Source organism: Streptomyces sp. NPDC039736 (genome assembly GCF_055596485.1).
Map to the genome: position 1 here is coordinate 156,887 of NZ_JBVIUQ010000012.1, position 15,687 is coordinate 172,573.

At 74.4% G+C, this 15,687-nt stretch carries 15 protein-coding genes; 9 read left to right on the forward strand and 6 right to left on the reverse strand.

The window, feature by feature from the left end:
- Nucleotides 1–65 precede the first annotated feature (65 nt).
- From ACZ56L_RS30890 to ACZ56L_RS30925, 8 genes are all read left to right on the forward strand, one after another.
- Complete coding sequence (locus ACZ56L_RS30890; RefSeq protein ID WP_471067756.1) at nt 66–1,289, forward strand: lipid II:glycine glycyltransferase FemX; 1,224 nt, start codon at nt 66–68, stop codon at nt 1,287–1,289.
- Entirely contained in the window at nt 1,214–3,007 is a 1,794-nt protein-coding gene (gene murJ / locus ACZ56L_RS30895; RefSeq protein WP_471067759.1) for a murein biosynthesis integral membrane protein MurJ, read from the forward strand. The genes ACZ56L_RS30890 and murJ overlap by 76 nt, the downstream gene beginning before the upstream one ends.
- Before the next feature lie 64 nt (nt 3,008–3,071).
- Complete coding sequence (locus ACZ56L_RS30900; protein WP_345229144.1) at nt 3,072–3,755, forward strand: response regulator transcription factor; 684 nt, start codon at nt 3,072–3,074, stop codon at nt 3,753–3,755.
- Nucleotides 3,752–5,245, forward strand: a complete 1,494-nt coding sequence (locus ACZ56L_RS30905) for a HAMP domain-containing sensor histidine kinase (protein WP_345228435.1) — start codon at nt 3,752–3,754, stop codon at nt 5,243–5,245. Before ACZ56L_RS30900 ends, ACZ56L_RS30905 begins: the two co-directional genes overlap by 4 nt.
- Nucleotides 5,242–5,805, forward strand: a complete 564-nt coding sequence (locus ACZ56L_RS30910; protein WP_468690217.1) for a hypothetical protein — start codon at nt 5,242–5,244, stop codon at nt 5,803–5,805. Before ACZ56L_RS30905 ends, ACZ56L_RS30910 begins: the two co-directional genes overlap by 4 nt.
- 44 nt (nt 5,806–5,849) lie before the next feature.
- Entirely contained in the window at nt 5,850–6,578 is a 729-nt protein-coding gene (locus tag ACZ56L_RS30915) for a TetR/AcrR family transcriptional regulator (RefSeq protein WP_345228437.1), read from the forward strand.
- 10 nt (nt 6,579–6,588) lie between these two features.
- Nucleotides 6,589–6,855: a hypothetical protein gene (locus ACZ56L_RS30920; protein ID WP_345228438.1), complete on the forward strand. Its 267-nt coding sequence runs from the start codon at nt 6,589–6,591 to the stop codon at nt 6,853–6,855.
- Between the two features lie 197 nt (nt 6,856–7,052).
- Entirely contained in the window at nt 7,053–8,198 is a 1,146-nt protein-coding gene (locus ACZ56L_RS30925; RefSeq protein ID WP_446697199.1) for a C40 family peptidase, read from the forward strand.
- 18 nt (nt 8,199–8,216) lie between these two features.
- Here the strand turns inward: ACZ56L_RS30925 and ACZ56L_RS30930 are convergent, their stop codons facing one another.
- From ACZ56L_RS30930 to ACZ56L_RS30950, 5 genes are read right to left on the reverse strand one after another with little or no spacing between them, the layout of a single operon-like run.
- Nucleotides 8,217–9,488, reverse strand: coding sequence for a styrene monooxygenase/indole monooxygenase family protein (locus tag ACZ56L_RS30930; protein ID WP_471067764.1), 1,272 nt, complete (start codon nt 9,486–9,488; stop codon nt 8,217–8,219).
- Nucleotides 9,489–9,521: 33 nt separating this feature from the next.
- On the reverse strand, nt 9,522–10,157 hold the full coding sequence (locus tag ACZ56L_RS30935; RefSeq protein WP_345228440.1) for a GTP-binding protein: 636 nt from the start codon (nt 10,155–10,157) through the stop codon (nt 9,522–9,524).
- Nucleotides 10,138–10,551 carry a DUF742 domain-containing protein gene (locus ACZ56L_RS30940; protein ID WP_345228441.1) on the reverse strand — a complete coding sequence of 138 codons (414 nt, stop codon included), beginning with the start codon at nt 10,549–10,551 and terminating at the stop codon, nt 10,138–10,140. Before ACZ56L_RS30940 ends, ACZ56L_RS30935 begins: the two co-directional genes overlap by 20 nt.
- A complete protein-coding gene (locus ACZ56L_RS30945; protein WP_401755956.1) occupies nt 10,548–11,030 on the reverse strand; it encodes a roadblock/LC7 domain-containing protein in 483 nt (160 codons plus the stop codon). The genes ACZ56L_RS30940 and ACZ56L_RS30945 overlap by 4 nt, the downstream gene beginning before the upstream one ends.
- Nucleotides 11,027–13,963 carry a sensor histidine kinase gene (locus ACZ56L_RS30950; RefSeq protein WP_471067769.1) on the reverse strand — a complete coding sequence of 979 codons (2,937 nt, stop codon included), beginning with the start codon at nt 13,961–13,963 and terminating at the stop codon, nt 11,027–11,029. The genes ACZ56L_RS30945 and ACZ56L_RS30950 overlap by 4 nt, the downstream gene beginning before the upstream one ends.
- Nucleotides 13,964–14,343: 380 nt before the next feature.
- On the opposite strand from ACZ56L_RS30950, the gene ACZ56L_RS30955 reads away from it, so the two are divergent.
- On the forward strand, nt 14,344–15,135 hold the full coding sequence (locus ACZ56L_RS30955; protein ID WP_471067772.1) for a hypothetical protein: 792 nt from the start codon (nt 14,344–14,346) through the stop codon (nt 15,133–15,135).
- 31 nt (nt 15,136–15,166) lie between these two features.
- On the opposite strand, the gene ACZ56L_RS30960 is transcribed toward ACZ56L_RS30955, so the two are convergent.
- Nucleotides 15,167–15,598 carry a MarR family winged helix-turn-helix transcriptional regulator gene (locus tag ACZ56L_RS30960; protein ID WP_345228445.1) on the reverse strand — a complete coding sequence of 144 codons (432 nt, stop codon included), beginning with the start codon at nt 15,596–15,598 and terminating at the stop codon, nt 15,167–15,169.
- Nucleotides 15,599–15,687 lie beyond the last annotated feature (89 nt).

Here is a 15,687-nt window from a genome sequence, read left to right on the forward strand (position 1 = left end):
GCCCCGCCGCGCCGGACCCGGGGGAAGACCCCGCGCCGGGCCGGGGAGATGGAGAGGCCAAGACCGTGACAGCGCTGCTCGTTCCGCCCTCGTCCTCGTCGTCCGCCCCGGAGGCTCCCCGCCAGGGGTCCCCGGGCGGGGACGCGCTCGTCCTGGGGCCGGTCACCGCCGAGGCCTACCGGGCCTTCCTCGCCTCCCGGGGCGGCAGCGCCCTCGGGGCGTCGTTCCTCCAGTGCCCGTCCTGGGCGGACGTCAAGGACGGCTGGCGTTCCCTGCTGCTCGGGTGGGGGCCCGGTCCGGAGGCGGGGCGGCTGACCGGGGTGGCGCTGGTGCTGCTGCGGCAACTGCCCGGCACGCGCAAGTACTTCGCGTACCTCCCGGAAGGGCCGGTCGTCGACTGGGCGGACCCGGACGTCGACCGCTGGCTCGACCCCCTGCTGGAGCACCTGCGCACCGCCGGCGCGTTCGCCGTGCGCATCGGGCCCTCCCCCGCCTACCGGCGCTGGGACGCCGCCCTGCTGAAGTCGGCCGCCGGCCCTGGCCGACGCCTCGGCGACGTGCTGGCCAGCGAGGTCGATCCGCTCGGCGCGGCGGTGGGCGAGCGGCTGCGCGCCCGGGGCTGGCAGCGCTGCGGCGACGACTCCCGGGGCGGCGACGGGGACGCCCAGCCGCGGCACGTCTTCCGGGTGCCGCTCGCCGGACGCAGCACCGAGGACCTGTGGGCCGGGCTCAACCAGGAGTGGCGGCGCAACGTGCGGCGGGCCCGCAAGGAGGGCGTGGAGGTGGTGGTGGGCAGCGCCGCCGAACTGCCCGAGTTCCACCGCCTGCTGCGCGTCACCGAGGAACGGGACGGGTTCCGGCTGGGCCGGCCCTCCTCGTACTACGAGCGGCAGTTCGCGGCGCTCAACGCCGAGGAGCCGGGCCGGATGAAGCTGTACCTGGCCCGGCACCGGGGGGAGATCCTCGCCGCGCACACGCTGATCACCGCAGGACGCAGGACCTGGTACCAGACCGGCGCCTCCGCCGACCACCGCCGCGAGGTCCGCCCGTCCAACGCCCTCCAGTGGCACCTGCTGCTGGACGCCCACGCGACCGGCGCCGACGTGTACGACATGCGCGGGGTACCCTCCACTCTCGACCCAGGCGAACGTTCGTACGGCCTCCTGCGGTGGAAGCTCGGCACCGGAGGACAGGTCGTCGAGACGTTGGGGGAATGGGAGAAGGCCTTGGGCGGCACGACCAACCGGACGCTGCACCGCGCCTTCCAGGCGTACCTGAACCGCCGGTGAGCACCTCCGCGCACCAGGCGCTTCCCCCCGAGGCCGCCCCGGAGGCCGCCGCCGCACAGGCCGGCCGCCGGCCCGCGCCCGCCGGGCCCGCCGCCCCCGGGCCGCGCTCCCCCGCGCCGGCGTCCACCGCCCGCAGCAGCGCCGTGATGGCGGCGGGCTCCCTGGTGTCCCGGGCCACCGGCTTCGTGCGGTCCGCCGTGATCGCCGCCGCGATCGGCACCATCGGGGCCGTCCCCGACGGCTACGCGGTCGGCAACGCGCTGCCCACCATCGTCTACATGCTGCTGCTCGGCGGCGCGCTGAACGCCGTCTTCGTGCCGGAGCTGGTCAGGGCCGCGAAGGAGCACACCGACGGCGGGGCCGCGTACACCGACCGGCTCATCACGCTCTGCGTCCTGGCCCTGCTGGTGATCACCGCGGGCGGGGTGTGGGCGGCGCCCGCGATCATCGGCGTCTACACCGACTACACCGGCGAGCAGGCGACGATGACGACCGCCTTCGCCCGCTACTGCCTGCCGCAGATCTTCTTCCTGGGCGTCTTCACGCTGCTGGGGCAGGTGCTCAACGCGCGCGGCCGGTTCGGCGCGATGATGTGGGCGCCGGTCCTGAACAACGTCGTCGTCATCGGGGTGTTCGGCCTGTTCCTGGGCCTGTCGCTGGACGGCTCCGGCACCCTCACCCCGTCCGGGACCGCGCTGCTGGGCTGGGGCACCACCGCCGGGATCGCCGTCCAGGCCCTCGCGCTGCTGCCCGCGCTGCGCGCCGCCCGGTTCCGCTGGCGGCCCCGGTTCGACTGGCGGGGCAGCGGGCTGACCCGCCCGCTGCGCGCGGCGGGCTGGCTGGTGCTGCTCGTCCTGGCCAACCAGGCCGCGTTCTGGGTCACCACCCGGCTCGCCACCACCGCGGGCCTCGAAGGCGGCCCTGGGTACGGCGCGTACAACAACGCCTACGTCCTGTGGGTCGTCCCGCACGGCATCGTGACGGTCTCCCTGCTGACCGCGCTGATGCCGCGGATGAGCGCGGCGGCCGCCGACCGGGACCACGCGGCGCTGCGGCGGGACGTCTCGCACGCGCTGCGGTCCTCCTCCGCCGTCGTCGTCCCGGCGGCCTGTGCGCTGTTCGCCCTCGCGCAGCCGATCATGTCGCTGGTCTACGGCCACGGCAGGACGAGCGCGGGCGACACCGCCGCCATGGCCGCGATCCTGATGGCGTTCGCGCCTGGACTCCTCGCCATGTCGGGGCAGTACGTGCTGTCGCGGACCTTCTACGCGCTCGGCGACACCAGGACGCCGTTCCTGCTCAACCTGGTGATCGTGGTCCTCAACGCGAGTCTGTCCTTCACCGCGTTCCAGGTGCTGCCCGCCCGCTGGGCGGTCACCGGGATGGCGGCGGCGTACTCCCTCGCCCTGTTCGTGGGCTGGCTGGTGACGGGGCTGGTGCTGAGCCGTCGCCTCGGCACGGCCGGGGCGTGGCGCTCGACTGCCGCCGGGGCGTGCGCGCGGCTGCTGGCCGCCGCCGTGCCCGCCACCGCGCTGGCGTACCTCACGACGGTCCGGGCGGGCCCGGCGGGCGCCGCGGTCGCGGGCGCCGCCGGCGCCGCCGTCGTCGTGCTGGTCTTCGCGCTGCTGGCCAGGCCGTTGCGGCTGGCCGAGCTCGACTCCCTGCTGGCCGGTGCACGTCGTCGGGCGGTTCCGCGCCGCCGCCGCACCCGGCGCTGACGCCCCGGAGAACCCTGAGAACCCGGAGAACCCGGAGAACCCCGAGAACACGGAGAACCCGCCGATGCCCCGCGTACTGCTCATCGAGGACGACCCCGCCGTGCGGGAGGGCGTCGAACTCGGCCTGCGCCGCCGCGGCCACGACGTACGGTCGGCCGCCACCGGGGAGGCCGGGCTCGCCGCGCTGGCCGACTTCCGCCCCGACCTGCTGCTGCTCGACCTGATGCTGCCCGGCATGAACGGCGTCCAGGTCTGCCGCCGGGTCCGCCAGGACAGCCAGCTGCCCATCATCATGCTCACCGCGCGCGGCGACGACTTCGACATGATCGTGGGCCTGGAGGCCGGGGCCGACGACTACATCGTCAAGCCCGCCCGCCCGGACGTGATCGAGGCCCGCATCCGGGCCGTCCTGCGCCGCATCGAGGTCAACGTCACCGACCGGCCGGCCGTCGAGACCCACGGCGACCTCACCGTCGACCGGGCCGGGCTGACCGTCACCAAGGCCGGGCAGCGGATCGCGCTGGCCCCCTCCGAGCTGAAGCTCCTGCTGCACCTGACGGCCGCCCCCGACCAGGTCTTCAGCCGCCAGCAACTCCTGGAGCACGTCTGGGAGCACAGCTACCACGCCGACGCGCGCCTGGTCGACGCGTGCGTGCGCCGCCTGCGCCACAAGATCGAGGACGACAGCGGCGCACCCCGTTACGTCCAGACCCTGCGCGGTTTCGGCTACCGCTTCGGGCCGCTGTGAGCGGCAGACCCCGGGTGCGCCGCCGCGGGGAACCCGCCCGCCGGGTGCGGGCGTTCGGCCTGCGCACCCGGCTGGTACTGGCGTTCCTGCTGGTCGCGGCCGTGAGTGCGGGGACCACGGCCGCCCTGACCTACCGGGAGGCGCGGACCGCCCTGCTGAAGACCGCGCAGGACACGGCCGTCGCCTCGTTCCGTGAGCAGGTCACGCTGAGCGGCTTCTACGTCCCGACCCAGGCCGGGAACCTGGAGTCGAACCTGCGCGACATCGCCCGCCGGGGCAAACCGCGTCCCTGGATCGTCTTCGCCGAGTACGGCACGCTCCGCGCCTCCTCCGGCACCAGCCCCGTCTCCGGCGTCATCACCCCCGGGCTGCGCCGGGCCGCCCTCGCCAACCCGCGCGGCAGCTTCGAACGGGTCGTCAAGGACGGGGTGCCGTACCTGACCATCGCCATGCCGACCGTCTTCAGGACCGGCCCGGAGCGGGCACTGCCCACCGGACTCGTCGTGTACGCGGTGATGCGGATGAGCGACGAGCAGATCAACGTGGAGGCCCTCCTGGCCGCCGCCCGCGACGGCGCCCTGCCGGGCCTGGCCGTCGCCCTGCTGCCCGGACTGCTGGCCGCCCGCAGCGTGCTGCGCCCGGTGCGCGAGCTGCACCGGGGCGCCCTCGGCATGGGCAGCGGCAAGCTCGACACCCGTATCGAGGTGCGCGGCAGGGACGAACTGGCCGACCTCGCCCACACCTTCAACGAGTCCGCCGCCAACCTGGAGCACTCGGTGCGGGAACTGCGCCGGGCCGAGGCCCGCGCCCGCAGGTTCGCCTCCGACGTCTCGCACGAGCTGCGCACCCCGCTCGCCGGCATGCTCGCGGTGACCGAGGTCCTCGACGAGGACGCCGACCACCTGGACAGCGACACCGCCAGGGCGGTGCGGCTGATCAGCGCCGAGACCGGGAAGCTCGCCGTCCTGGTGGAGGACCTGATCGAGATCTCCCGCTTCGACGCGCGCGCCGCCGAGCTGAACACCGACGAACTCGACGCGGCCGAGGCCGTCCGCAAGTCGCTGGCCAACCGGCACTGGACGGACGCCCGGATCCACGCCGAACTGCCCGCGGGCATCCGGGTGCGGCTCGACCCGCGCCGTTTCGACGTCGTCGTCGCCAACCTCGTCGGCAACGCGCTGCGGCACGGCGCCGCGCCCGTCACCGTACGGCTGCGCAGCGAGACGGGCTCCGACGGGACGCCGGTGCTGGTCACCGAGGTCGCCGACAGCGGTCCCGGCATCGACGCGGACGTGCTGCCGCACATCTTCGACCGCTTCTACAAGGCGGACGCCGCCCGGACCCGTTCGGCGGGCAGCGGGCTGGGGCTGGCGATCGCCGTGGAGAACGTCCGGCTGCACGGCGGAAAGATCCGCGCGGGCAACCGGCCGGAGGGGGGCGCCGTCTTCACCGTGGAGATACCGCTGTTCACGGAGGGGGACCCGGCATGAGGCACGGACGCGGACGCCGCTGGGCCCGGGCCGCGGGGCCGCTGGCCGCCCTGGTGCTCACCGGGTGCGGCATCCGGGAGACCGACGTCATCGAGGCGGGCGGACCGGCCACCGTGGACTACCTCTCCGACGCGAGCGTCGACGCGCTGCTGTTCTTCCGGCTGCCGCACGGCGCGCTGGCTCCCGCGGCCCGCCCCCTGGGGACGCACGCGGACGCCGACAACGGCTTCAGGTCCCGTCCCGCGTCGACGGAGCGGGTGATGTCCGCGCTGCTCGGCGGCCCGTCGAAGGCCGAGCGGGCGGCCGGCCTCGGCACGGCCCTGCCCCGGACCGCCGGCCGCGTCGAACTCCGCGAGAGCGCCACCTCCGACGAGATCGCGCTGACGCTCCCCTTCTCGCCCGCCGGGCTCGACGGGACGGCACTGCGCCAGTTGATCTGCACGGCCGCCTACAGCCGGGACCGGGCGGGCCTGGCCACCGTGCGGCTGACCGGCCCGGACGGCGTCTCCGAAACCGGCGCCTGCGGCCTGGGACTGCCGGCGGGCGACCGGGACGGCTGAGGAATCCGCCCGCGGCCCGCGGACGCCCGATTACGCTTCCCGGCATGACCACCGCCGCGTCCAGCCCCGCCTACCGCCGCCTCAGCGTCGAACAGCGCCGTCTCCAGCTCATCGACGCGGCACTGTCCCTGTTCGCCCACCGCGCCCCCGAGGACGTCTCCCTCGACGACGTGGCCGAGGCCGCCGGGGTGTCGCGGCCGCTGGTCTACCGCTACTTCCCCGGCGGGAAGGTCCAGTTGTACGAGGTGGCGCTCGGCTCGGCGGCCGACGAGCTCAAACTGTGCTTCGCCGAACCGCAGACCGGCCCGCTCACCCGCCGCCTGGCCAGCGCCCTCGACCGCTACCTGGGCTTCGTGGACACCCACGACACCGGGTTCAGCGCCCTCCTGCAGGGCGGCAGCGTCGTCGAGACCTCCCGCACCTCCGCCACCGTCGACGGGGTGCGCCGCGAGGCCGCCGAGCAGATCCTGCTGCACCTGGGCGTGACCGACACCGCGGGCCCCCGGCTGCGGATGACGGTGCGCACCTGGATCTCCGCCGTCGAGGCCGCCTCGCTGATCTGGCTCGACGAGGGCAAGCAACCGCCGCTGCCCGAGCTGCGGGACTGGATGGTCGACCACTTCGTCGCCCTGCTCGCCGTCACCGCCGCCACCGACCCCCAGACCGCGGACGTCACCCGTGCGGCCCTCGCCCTGGAGTCCTCCGACGGGGCGGCCGGGGTGCTGGCCCGCCGGGTGGCACCGGTGCTCTCCGGAGCCGTCCACCTGCTGTGACACTGGTGGGGTGAGAAGCGAGAAGACCCCCTTCGTCGGCGGCCCCCTGGACGGGCAGGCCCTCGACGTCCTGACCGGCCCCACCGGCAACCCGCCCAAGTGGTACGAGGTGCCGGTGCCGTCCGAGGACGGCCCGCCCACGGTGCACGCGTACGAGCGGCAGGCCGCCGGGTACGGCAAGCGGCTCGGCCTCCAGCGGGGCTGGAAGTACGTGTACGTCCCCGAGGGGCGCGCCCCCTGGTCGCCGAAGTGGCCGTGGACCAAGCCCGCGCCCTGAGTCCGGCGCGTCCGGTGCGCCGGGCACGTCCGGCGCGTCCAGTCGCCACGCCGACGGCGGCCGGACTTCGCCCGGTACGAGTGACCGCGCTGCGCCGCGGGGCCCACCCGCCGGGTCGACCGGGGTGAGACGGCGCACCATCGCCTGGAGCCGGGTCGACCTCCCGGCTGCGTACCGGAGGTGATGGTGTGTCGAGGATCGCGACCGCGGTGGCACTGGCAGTGGCGACGACGGTACTGGCGACGACCGGGAGCGCCTTGGCCGCACCCGGCGACCCCGGGGGTGTCGGGCAGCTCCTCACCGACCTCCAGCGGCTCTACCGGCAGGCCGAGGAGGCGTCCGAGGCCTTCAACGCCACGGAGGAGAAGCTCGGACTCCGGAAGGCGGAACTGGCCCGCGTGACGAAGGAGTTGGGTACGGTACGGGCCGGTCTGGCCGACGGCAGGCGGGCCGCCGGGATGCTCGCCCGGGAGCAGTACAAGGGGCGCGGCGACCATGCGTACTCCTCCTTCGTCCACCTCCTGACCTCCTCCGACCCCGAGCACGCGCTCATGCGGGGGCACGCCCTGCGCAGGGCGGCGGCGTCCCGGGCGGTGAAGGTGGCGCGGCTGCAGAGCGACGAGAAGCGCGCCGACGACCTGGCCACGAGGGCACGGGCCGCGCTGGACGCCCAGCAGACCCTGGCCGCGCGGCAGAAGAAGGAGCGGGACACCGTGCGGGCCCGGCTCAAGCAGGTCGAGGCCCTCCTCGCGGACCTCACCGCCGACGACCTCGCCTCGCTGGCCGCGCTGGAGAACCGTACGACCGAACGGGCCCAGCGGGCCCTCATCGGGTCCGGGGCCCTCGGCCCCGGCGGGGTGCGGGCCTCGCGCACCCCCTCGCGGGAGGGGGCCCGGGCGCTCGACTACGCCGTCCGGCAGCTCGGGAAGCCGTACGTGTGGGGCGCGGAGGGGCCGGCGTCCTTCGACTGCTCCGGGCTCACCCAGCAGGCGTGGGCGGCGGCGGGGCGGACCATCCCGCGCACCAGCCAGGACCAGTGGAAGCACCTGCCGCGCGTCCCGCTGTCCGCGCTGCGCCCCGGCGACCTGGTGGTCTACTTCCCGAAGGCCACCCATGTGGCGATCTACCTCGGCAACGGGCAGGTCGTACAGGCCCCGCGGCCCGGTGCGCACGTGAAGGTGTCGCCGATCGCCTCGAACCCGGTCCTGGGGGCGGTCCGCCCCGACCCGGCGCTCGCCTCCCTCCCCTCCTACACCCCGCCGGACCTGCCGGCGGGACACACGGTGGAGGGAAACGAATCGGACGCCGGGTACTCGGCGGCGCACGCACCGGACGCACGGTGAAGCGCGCCCCGTGAATGCTCAGCCGGAGACCGACGCCAGATACGCGTTCGTCTTCTCCGGCTCGTAGAAGAAGTTCTCGAAGTCGGACGGGTCGTTGAAGCCGTTGGCGAAGCGGTCGGCGACGGGCTGGAGCTGTCCGGCCGCGCCGATGAGGTTCAGGACGTGCTCCGGCGGGACGCCCAGCATGGCGTTGGTCCACTTGGTGACGTGCTGGGCGGTGTCCCAGTAGCGGTCGAAGGTCTGCTGCATCCAGGTCTCGTCGAACTCCGCCTCGCCGTGGGCGACGATCGAGTCGAGGTAGGCGGCGGCGCACTTGGACGCCGAGTTGGAGCCCTGGCCGGTGATCGGGTCGTTGGCGACGACGACGTCCGCGACGCCCAGGACCGCGCCGCCGCCGGGGAGGCGGCCGACCGGGTGGCGGACGGTGGGCGCGTAGCGGCCGGCGAGGGTGCCGTTGGCGTCGGTCAGCTCGACCTTGGTGGCGCGGGCGTACTCCCAGGGCAGGAACTTCTCCATCAGCTCCAGGGTGAGGGAGAGGTGGTCGGCCGGGTCCTTGACACCCTTGAAGGCGTCGACCGGGCCGCCGGGGACGCCCTCCCAGAAGAGGATGTCGGCGCGGCCCGAGACGGTCAGGGTCGGCATGACGAAGAGCTCGCCGACGCCGGGGACCAGGTTGCAGCGCACCGCGTCGAACTCGGGATGCTCGGGGCGCGGGCCCAGGCCGTGCACGTAGGCGACGGCCAGCGCGCGCTGCGGGGCGTCGTACGGGGAGCGGGAGGCGTCGCGGCCGAAGAGCTGGACCAGTTCGCCCTTGCCCGCAGCCACCAGGACCAGGTCGTACGTACGGGAGAAGAAGTCCAGGTCGGAGACGGCGGCGCCGTGGATGACGAGCTGCCCGCCGCGCTGGGCGAAGGTGTCCATCCAGCCGGCCATCTTCACGCGCTGGTCGATGGACTGGGCGTATCCGTCGAGCTTGCCCACCCAGTCGACGGCCCGGGTGGGGTATCCCCTGCTCGAACGCAGCTGAGAGCTCGGGGAACCGTCGGGGGCGGCGACGGAGACGCCGAGGCCCTCGATGCGGGGGGCCTGGGACTCCCAGAAGTTGAGCCGGAGGTCGCGCTCGTGCGTCAGGGCGGTGTGGAACATGCACTGCGTCGACATGACCTTGCCGGAGCGGATCTCGTCGGAGGTCCGGTTCGACATCAGGGTGACTTCGTAGCCCTTCGCCTGGAGGCCGAGGGCGAGCTGGAGACCGGACTGGCCGGCGCCGACTATGAGGATCTTCCGCATGGGGTGGGTGGCTCTCTCAAGAAGAAGCTGGAATTAGGCGGGGGTGGCGTCGAGGGCGTGGCCGACCAGGCCGAGGAGGGTCTCCACGACCGAGACCCGGCTGCGGGCGTCCATCACCAGGACGGGCACGTGCGGGGGCACGCTGAGCGCCTCCCGGACGTCCTCGCTCGCGTAGCGGTCGGTGCCCTCGAAGTGGTTGACGGCCACGAGGTAGGGAAGGCCGCAGCTCTCGAAGTAGTCGAGCGCGGGGAAGCAGTCGGTGAGGCGGCGGGTGTCGGCGAGCACGACGGCGCCGATCGCGCCGCGCGCCAGGTCGTCCCACATGAACCAGAACCGCTGCTGGCCGGGCGTGCCGAACACGTACAGGACGAGGTCGTCGTCGAGGGTGACGCGGCCGAAGTCCATGGCGACCGTGGTGGTCGTCTTGTCCGGGGTGCCGGACAGGTCGTCGGTGTCCTCGCTCGCGGTCGTCATGACCGCCTCGGTCTTCAGGGGGGTGATCTCGGAGACCGAGCCGACGAAGGTGGTCTTGCCCACGCCGAAGCCGCCCGCGACCACGACCTTCACGGCGGTGGGGGCCCGGGTGCGGTCCAACTGCCACGCGGGCACGGCGGGTTCGGCAGCGGGCTGCTCGGTGACGATTGGTGCCTCAGAGGCGACGGAGCCCATCCAGGACCCTTTCCAGCAGTGCGCGATCGGGGCGTCCGGCTCCGTGGCCGGTTCCGTACACGCGGATCTTTCCCTGGTCGGCCAGGTCGCTGAGCAGGACCCGGACCACACCCAGCGGCATCTTCAGCAGGGCGGCGATCTCCGCGACGGTCCGCATCCGGCGGCAGAGCTCCACGATGGCCTGCATCTCGGGGCCGACCCGGCCCGTCGAGCGGCGTCCCAGCAGCTCCGGCCTCTGCGGGGGTGCTTCGAGGGCCGCCACGAAGGTCTCCACCAGGAGCGCGTGCGTGAAGCGCGTCCGGCCCCCGGTCAGGGAGTACGGGCGCACGCGCGCGGGACGGCGGCCCTCGCCGCGTATCGGAAGCCGGTGCGCGGGCGCTGCGGGTTTGCTCATCGGTCGGCACTCTCCAGCGACTGGCGCAGCTCGCTGCGGAGTTCGGGGGTCAGGACGTGTCCGGCACGGCCCACGAAGAGCGCCATGTGGTACGCGACGACGCCCATGTCGCAGTCGGGCGCCGCGTGCACGCCGAGCAGCGAGCCGTCGCTGATCGACATCACGAACAGGCTGCCGTACTCCATGGCGACCATCGTCTGCTTGACTCCGCCGCCCTCCATCAGGCCGGCCGCCCCGACGGTGAGGGAGCCCAGGCCGGAGACGATGGTGGCGAGGTCCGCGGTGGAGCCCTTGGGGCTGACCAGGCGCGGCGTGGTGTCCGGGAGCATGTGGTCGGGGTCCGAGGACAGCAGGAGCAGTCCGTCGGAGGACACGACGGCGACCGAGACGAGGCCGGGCACCTCCTCGACCAGATTGCTCAACAGCCAGTGCAGATTACGGGCTTCGGTGCTCAGCCCGTATGTGATCGGCGCGGTCAACTGCGTGCCTCCTCGACGGTGTCCCCCTCGGTGTCGGTCTGGTCGTGCCCGGTGGTCCGGTGGTCGGTCGCGGACCGGGCATGGGGTTCCCCGGGTGCCCCGCCTACCCCTTGCGTCCCGTTGTTATCACTGTTGGCGATCTCCGCCTCGACGTCGCGCCGGCCGCTGAGCGCGCCGCGCTGGAATCCGCCCAGGCGACGGCGCAGGGCCTCGGCGTCGACGCCGCCGGCGCGCGGGGGCGCGGCGGGGGTCGTCGGCTTGACGAACTTGGGGGTGCGCTTGGGGAGGCCCTTGGCGGTCAGGGGCGACGGGGCGGGCTCCGCCTCGGAACGCGGCTGCGGCTGCGGCCCGGGCTCCGGGGCGGGGCCGGGCAGGCGGAACTCGCGGGTGGGCTGGTCCTGCTCGGGGGTTTCCCCGACGGCCTGCGGCTCACGCTCCGCGGGCTCGGACTCGGGCTCGGGCTCCGCGGCCTCGGGCTCCGCGGCTTCCGCCTCTTCGGGCTCGCGCTCCTCGGGCACGGCCTGCGCGTCCTGGACGGCCTTCTCCGCGACGGCTATCAGCGGGTCCTGGTCCGGGGCGCGCCCGGCGCCCCGGCCGGGCAGGACGTTGGAGTTGGCCTCGGCGACGGAACCCGGCAGCGCGTGCGGGGTCTCGGTCCCGGCCGGCACGGCGGGCGGCCCCGCCGGGAGGAGCGCCCTGGGCAGGACGACGACGGCGGTGACGCCGCCCCGGTCCTGCGCGCGGACCTCGATACGGACGCCGTGCCGGGCCGCGAGCAGGGCGGCGACCTGGAGGCCGAGGCCGTCGCTGTCGTCGTGCGGGGTGTACGTCGCGGGGTCGGCGAGGCGGTCGTTGAGGTCGGCGAGGCGCTCGGGCGTCATGCCGATGCCCTCGTCCTGCACGGAGAGCATGACCTCGCCGCTCTCCAGCAGCCAGCCGGAGAGCTTGACGTGGGCGTCGGGCGGCGAGAACGAGGTGCCGTTCTCCAGGAGTTCGGCGAGGAGGTGGCTGAGGTCGTCGGCGACGTACCCGGCGACCTGGGCGTGCGGCGGCAGGGCCTGGAGGGTGACCCGCTCGTACCGCTCGATCTCGCTGATCGCGGCGCGCAGCACGTCCACGAGCGGCACGGGCCCGGTGTGGGCGACGCCGTGGTCGGTGCCCGCGAGGACCAGGAGGTTCTCGCCGTGGCGGCGTATCACGGTCGCCATGTGGTCGAGCTTGAAGAGGGTGGCGAGGCGGTCGGGGTCCTGCTCGCGCTCCTCCAGGGTCTCGATCACGGCGAGCTGGCGTTCGACGATGCCGAGCGTGCGCAGCGAGAGCTTGACGAACGAGGAGTGGACGGTGGAGCGCAGCTCTTCCAGGCGTGCGGTGGTGTCCTGGGCCCGGGCCAGCAGCTCGGCCTGTTCGGCGGCGAGCCGGCTGTTCTCCACGGCGAGGGTGCGGCGCTGGGCGTCGAGGGACTCGCGCTGGCCGATCAGGTGGCCGCGGTCGCCCGCGAGTTCCTCGGTGCGGGCGGCCAGCTCCACGTACTTGCCGTGCAGGGTGTTGAGGGACCGGACGGCCTGGGCGAACTCGTCGTTGCGGCCGGTGTAGCGCACCGGCTCCTCGGACCGGGGGTCGCCGGCCAGCCGGGCCGCGCCGAGCCGCAGCACCGCGAGGGGCTGGGTGAGGGTGCGGGCGACGGCGGTGGAGATGCCGACGGCCAGCAGGAAGAGGGCGGCGAGCAGTCCGACCCGCCACTCCATGGCGGTGACGTCGTCGTCGCGCAGGGCGGCGAGGTTCCCGGCCTGCGCGGAGGCCAGGGCCGCCTCGGCGCCGCGCATCCGGTCGACACGGGCCGTGAGCGCGGCCCCGACCTGCTCGGCGCCGAGCCTGCGGTCGGCGGCGGAGAAGGTGGGCTCGTCGGTGAGGGCCTTGAGGTAGCGCTCGGCGGCGGTGACCTCGGGCCCGGTGACGGTGGCGGACACCGAGTCGCGGTCCTCGGCGGGCGCGGCCAGCGCGAAGTCGGCGAGGGCGGCCTGCTCGCGGTGGCGGGCCTGCTGGGCGGCGGCGGAGAGCCCGTCGCGCGTCCGCTTGGCGTCACTGCTCTCCGCCCGCACCGGGAGCCCGGTGACGGGGTCCACCGTGCCGGCGCCCTCACCGCGCGGCACGGAGAGGGCGGCGAGGAGGAGACCGCGGGTGGCGGCGGCCTGCTCGACGGCGTTGCCCAGGGCGGCCGGGGCGGTGCCGGAGCCGCCCGCGCGGGGCGGGGTCCGGCGTGCCAGGTCGCGGGCGAGGGAGCGCAGCTCGTCGAGGGCGGCGGTGTAGGAGCGGTGCAGCGCGAGCGGCGCCACCGCGGGGTCCGCGGCGTCCGCGCGCAGGCCGGAGACCTTGCCGAGGGCGGCGCGCAGGCTCGCGGGGAGCTCGGTGCCGGCCGCGCCCAGCGCGGTGATCTCGGCGACTTGGCGGTCGACGCGGGAGGTGTTCGCACCGGCCGCGCCGGCCGCGCCTCCCTTGTCGCGGCTCTTCGCGCCCCGGGCGGCCTTGCGGGCGGTGACGTCGTCGCGCTCGTCGGCCAGGGAGTGGGCGAGGGCGACGGTCTGCTTGTTGAGCTCGGCGAGGTCGAGGAGGCGCTGGGTACTGGTCAGCTCGTCGGAGGCGGTGAGCAGGGACGGGGCCCCGGCCGCGAGGACGAGGACCCCGACGGCGGCGACGGAGGCGACCAGGCGGTTGCGGACCCGCTTGGCCCGGCCCTTCTTGCCGACGGGGGCGGGCCCGGCGTCGGCACCGGAGCCGGGACCGACGGGACCGGACTGCGGGGGGCCGGACGCCGGGAGGGGGCCGGACTCCGGCGAACCGGGCGCGCCCGTGTCCCCGGCAGGGTTCGTCCGGCTCTTCCCGGTCCCGCTCCTGCTGCCGCCCCGAGGCCGCCTGTTCTGCACCGGTGCTCGCATCCTTGCTTTCGTCCGCCCAGTTTCATCGCCCAGCTGGCCGAGGTGACGACTGGTACCTCCGGTACGCACGGACCGAGCACCTTCCACCCCGGTGGGAGCCTTCGACCCTTCCAGCGCCCCGGGGAGGGAGGCGTGCAACATCCACCCCGCCACCCGAACGAGTGAACAACACTCGGGAGTTGGCAAACAACTCCGGTCACGGTCCGTCAGGCGGCACTCCCGTGCGCCGGTTGGAAGTTCGGTGCGGGCTTTGGCAGGATGCGCCCCCACAGCTTCCCGGAATGGATCATTCCGGCCCAATTGCCACAGGGCGCCCGGCTGGTATGGGCCATTTCGGACCCACGGACGGCGGTCCGGTGCCGTCCGGCAGACTGGCCGCCATGCGCATCGATCTCTCCACCGCCGCCGGCGCCCCCGAACGCCCCAACGAGGACTGGGCATCCGTGGCGCTGCCTGCGGGCGGAGCGGACGGAGCGGCGGGCGGCAGCGGGGTGGTCGTCGTCCTGGACGGGGTGACGCCGCCACCGAGCGAAACGGGTTGCGTGCACTCGGTGCCGTGGTTCACCGCGCGACTGGGCGGCTCCCTGATCGAATTGTCCGGTTCCCGCCCGGAATTGCCCCTGCGTGACGTCCTCGCCGGGGCCATCGCCCGCACGGCGGACGCCCACCGCGCCACCTGTGACCTTTCTCACGTGCGGACGCCTCAGGCGACGGTGGTCGTGGTGCGTTGGGGGGCGGACCGGGTGGAGCACCTGGTCCTCTCCGACTCGGTGCTGCTCCTGGAGTCCCCGGCCGGAGAGGTCCGGGCGGTGCTGGACGACCGTCTGGACCGCGTCCCGCGCGAGGCGCTGCGCTCCCACGCGGCGACGGACGCGTACCGCAACGCGGAGGGCGGCTTCTTCACGGCGGCGGCGGACCCCTCGGTGGCGGCCAGGGCGGTGACGGGCTCCTCGCCCAGGGACTCGGTGCGTTCGCTCGCGGCGCTGACGGACGGGGCGTCCCGCTGGGTGGACCTGTTCGGGGCGGGGTCCTGGGCGGACTGCCTGTCCGTGCTCCGCAAGGAGGGCGCGGACGCGCTGATCGCACGCGTACGGGAACGGGAGCTCTCCTCGGCGGCGCCGGCCCGCGGCAAACGCCACGACGACGCGACCGTCGCCTTCGCCGAGCTCTAGAACCCGGGGGCCGGGAGCGGCGGCCCCCGCCCTACTCCCCCGCCCGCGTGTTGAGCTGGTGCAGCAGCCGCGCCAGCTCCGCCACCTCCCGCCGGTCCCACGAGGCCAGCTTCTGGACGTAACTCGCCCGCCGCGCGTCCCGCACCCGCCGGAACCGCTCCCGGCCCTCGGGCGTGAGCAGGATCAGCGAGGCCCGTCCGTCCGCGGGGTCGGGCTCGCGGACCACCAGCCCCAGCTCCTCCAGGGCCCGCAGTTGCCGGCTCATCGTCGCCTTCCCGACTCCGAACCACGCCGCCAGCTCCGTCGCCCGCTGCCGGTCCGCCTCGTCCAGCCGTACGAGCAGCCCGTACGCCGCGGGTTCCAGCTCGGGGTGGACCTCCCGTGCCATGTCCCCCGACGAGGCCCGCGCCCGGCGCAGGAAGAGCGCCAGCTCCCGCTCCAGCGCGAGGAATTCCTGATCCACCCGTACGTTCCCTTCGTCGGCCACACCGTCGTCGCAGTTCAGCCAGTATTTCGCAGAAGGGGGCAGCGGAAGGACCCCCGGCGCACGGG

Excerpts from the sequence above, each read along its gene's own strand:
- murJ (WP_471067759.1), top strand. The coding sequence starts at position 1,214 with ATGGGAGAAGGCCTTGGGCGGCACGACCAACCGGACGCTGCACCGCGC.
- ACZ56L_RS30900 (WP_345229144.1), top strand. The coding sequence starts at position 3,072 with ATGCCCCGCGTACTGCTCATCGAGGACGACCCCGCCGTGCGGGAGGGC.
- ACZ56L_RS30910 (WP_468690217.1), top strand. The coding sequence starts at position 5,242 with ATGAGGCACGGACGCGGACGCCGCTGGGCCCGGGCCGCGGGGCCGCTG.
- ACZ56L_RS30915 (WP_345228437.1), top strand. The coding sequence starts at position 5,850 with ATGACCACCGCCGCGTCCAGCCCCGCCTACCGCCGCCTCAGCGTCGAA.
- ACZ56L_RS30930 (WP_471067764.1), bottom strand. The coding sequence starts at position 9,488 with ATGCGGAAGATCCTCATAGTCGGCGCCGGCCAGTCCGGTCTCCAGCTC.
- ACZ56L_RS30935 (WP_345228440.1), bottom strand. The coding sequence starts at position 10,157 with ATGGGCTCCGTCGCCTCTGAGGCACCAATCGTCACCGAGCAGCCCGCT.
- ACZ56L_RS30940 (WP_345228441.1), bottom strand. The coding sequence starts at position 10,551 with ATGAGCAAACCCGCAGCGCCCGCGCACCGGCTTCCGATACGCGGCGAG.
- ACZ56L_RS30950 (WP_471067769.1), bottom strand. The coding sequence starts at position 13,963 with ATGCGAGCACCGGTGCAGAACAGGCGGCCTCGGGGCGGCAGCAGGAGC.
- ACZ56L_RS30955 (WP_471067772.1), top strand. The coding sequence starts at position 14,344 with ATGCGCATCGATCTCTCCACCGCCGCCGGCGCCCCCGAACGCCCCAAC.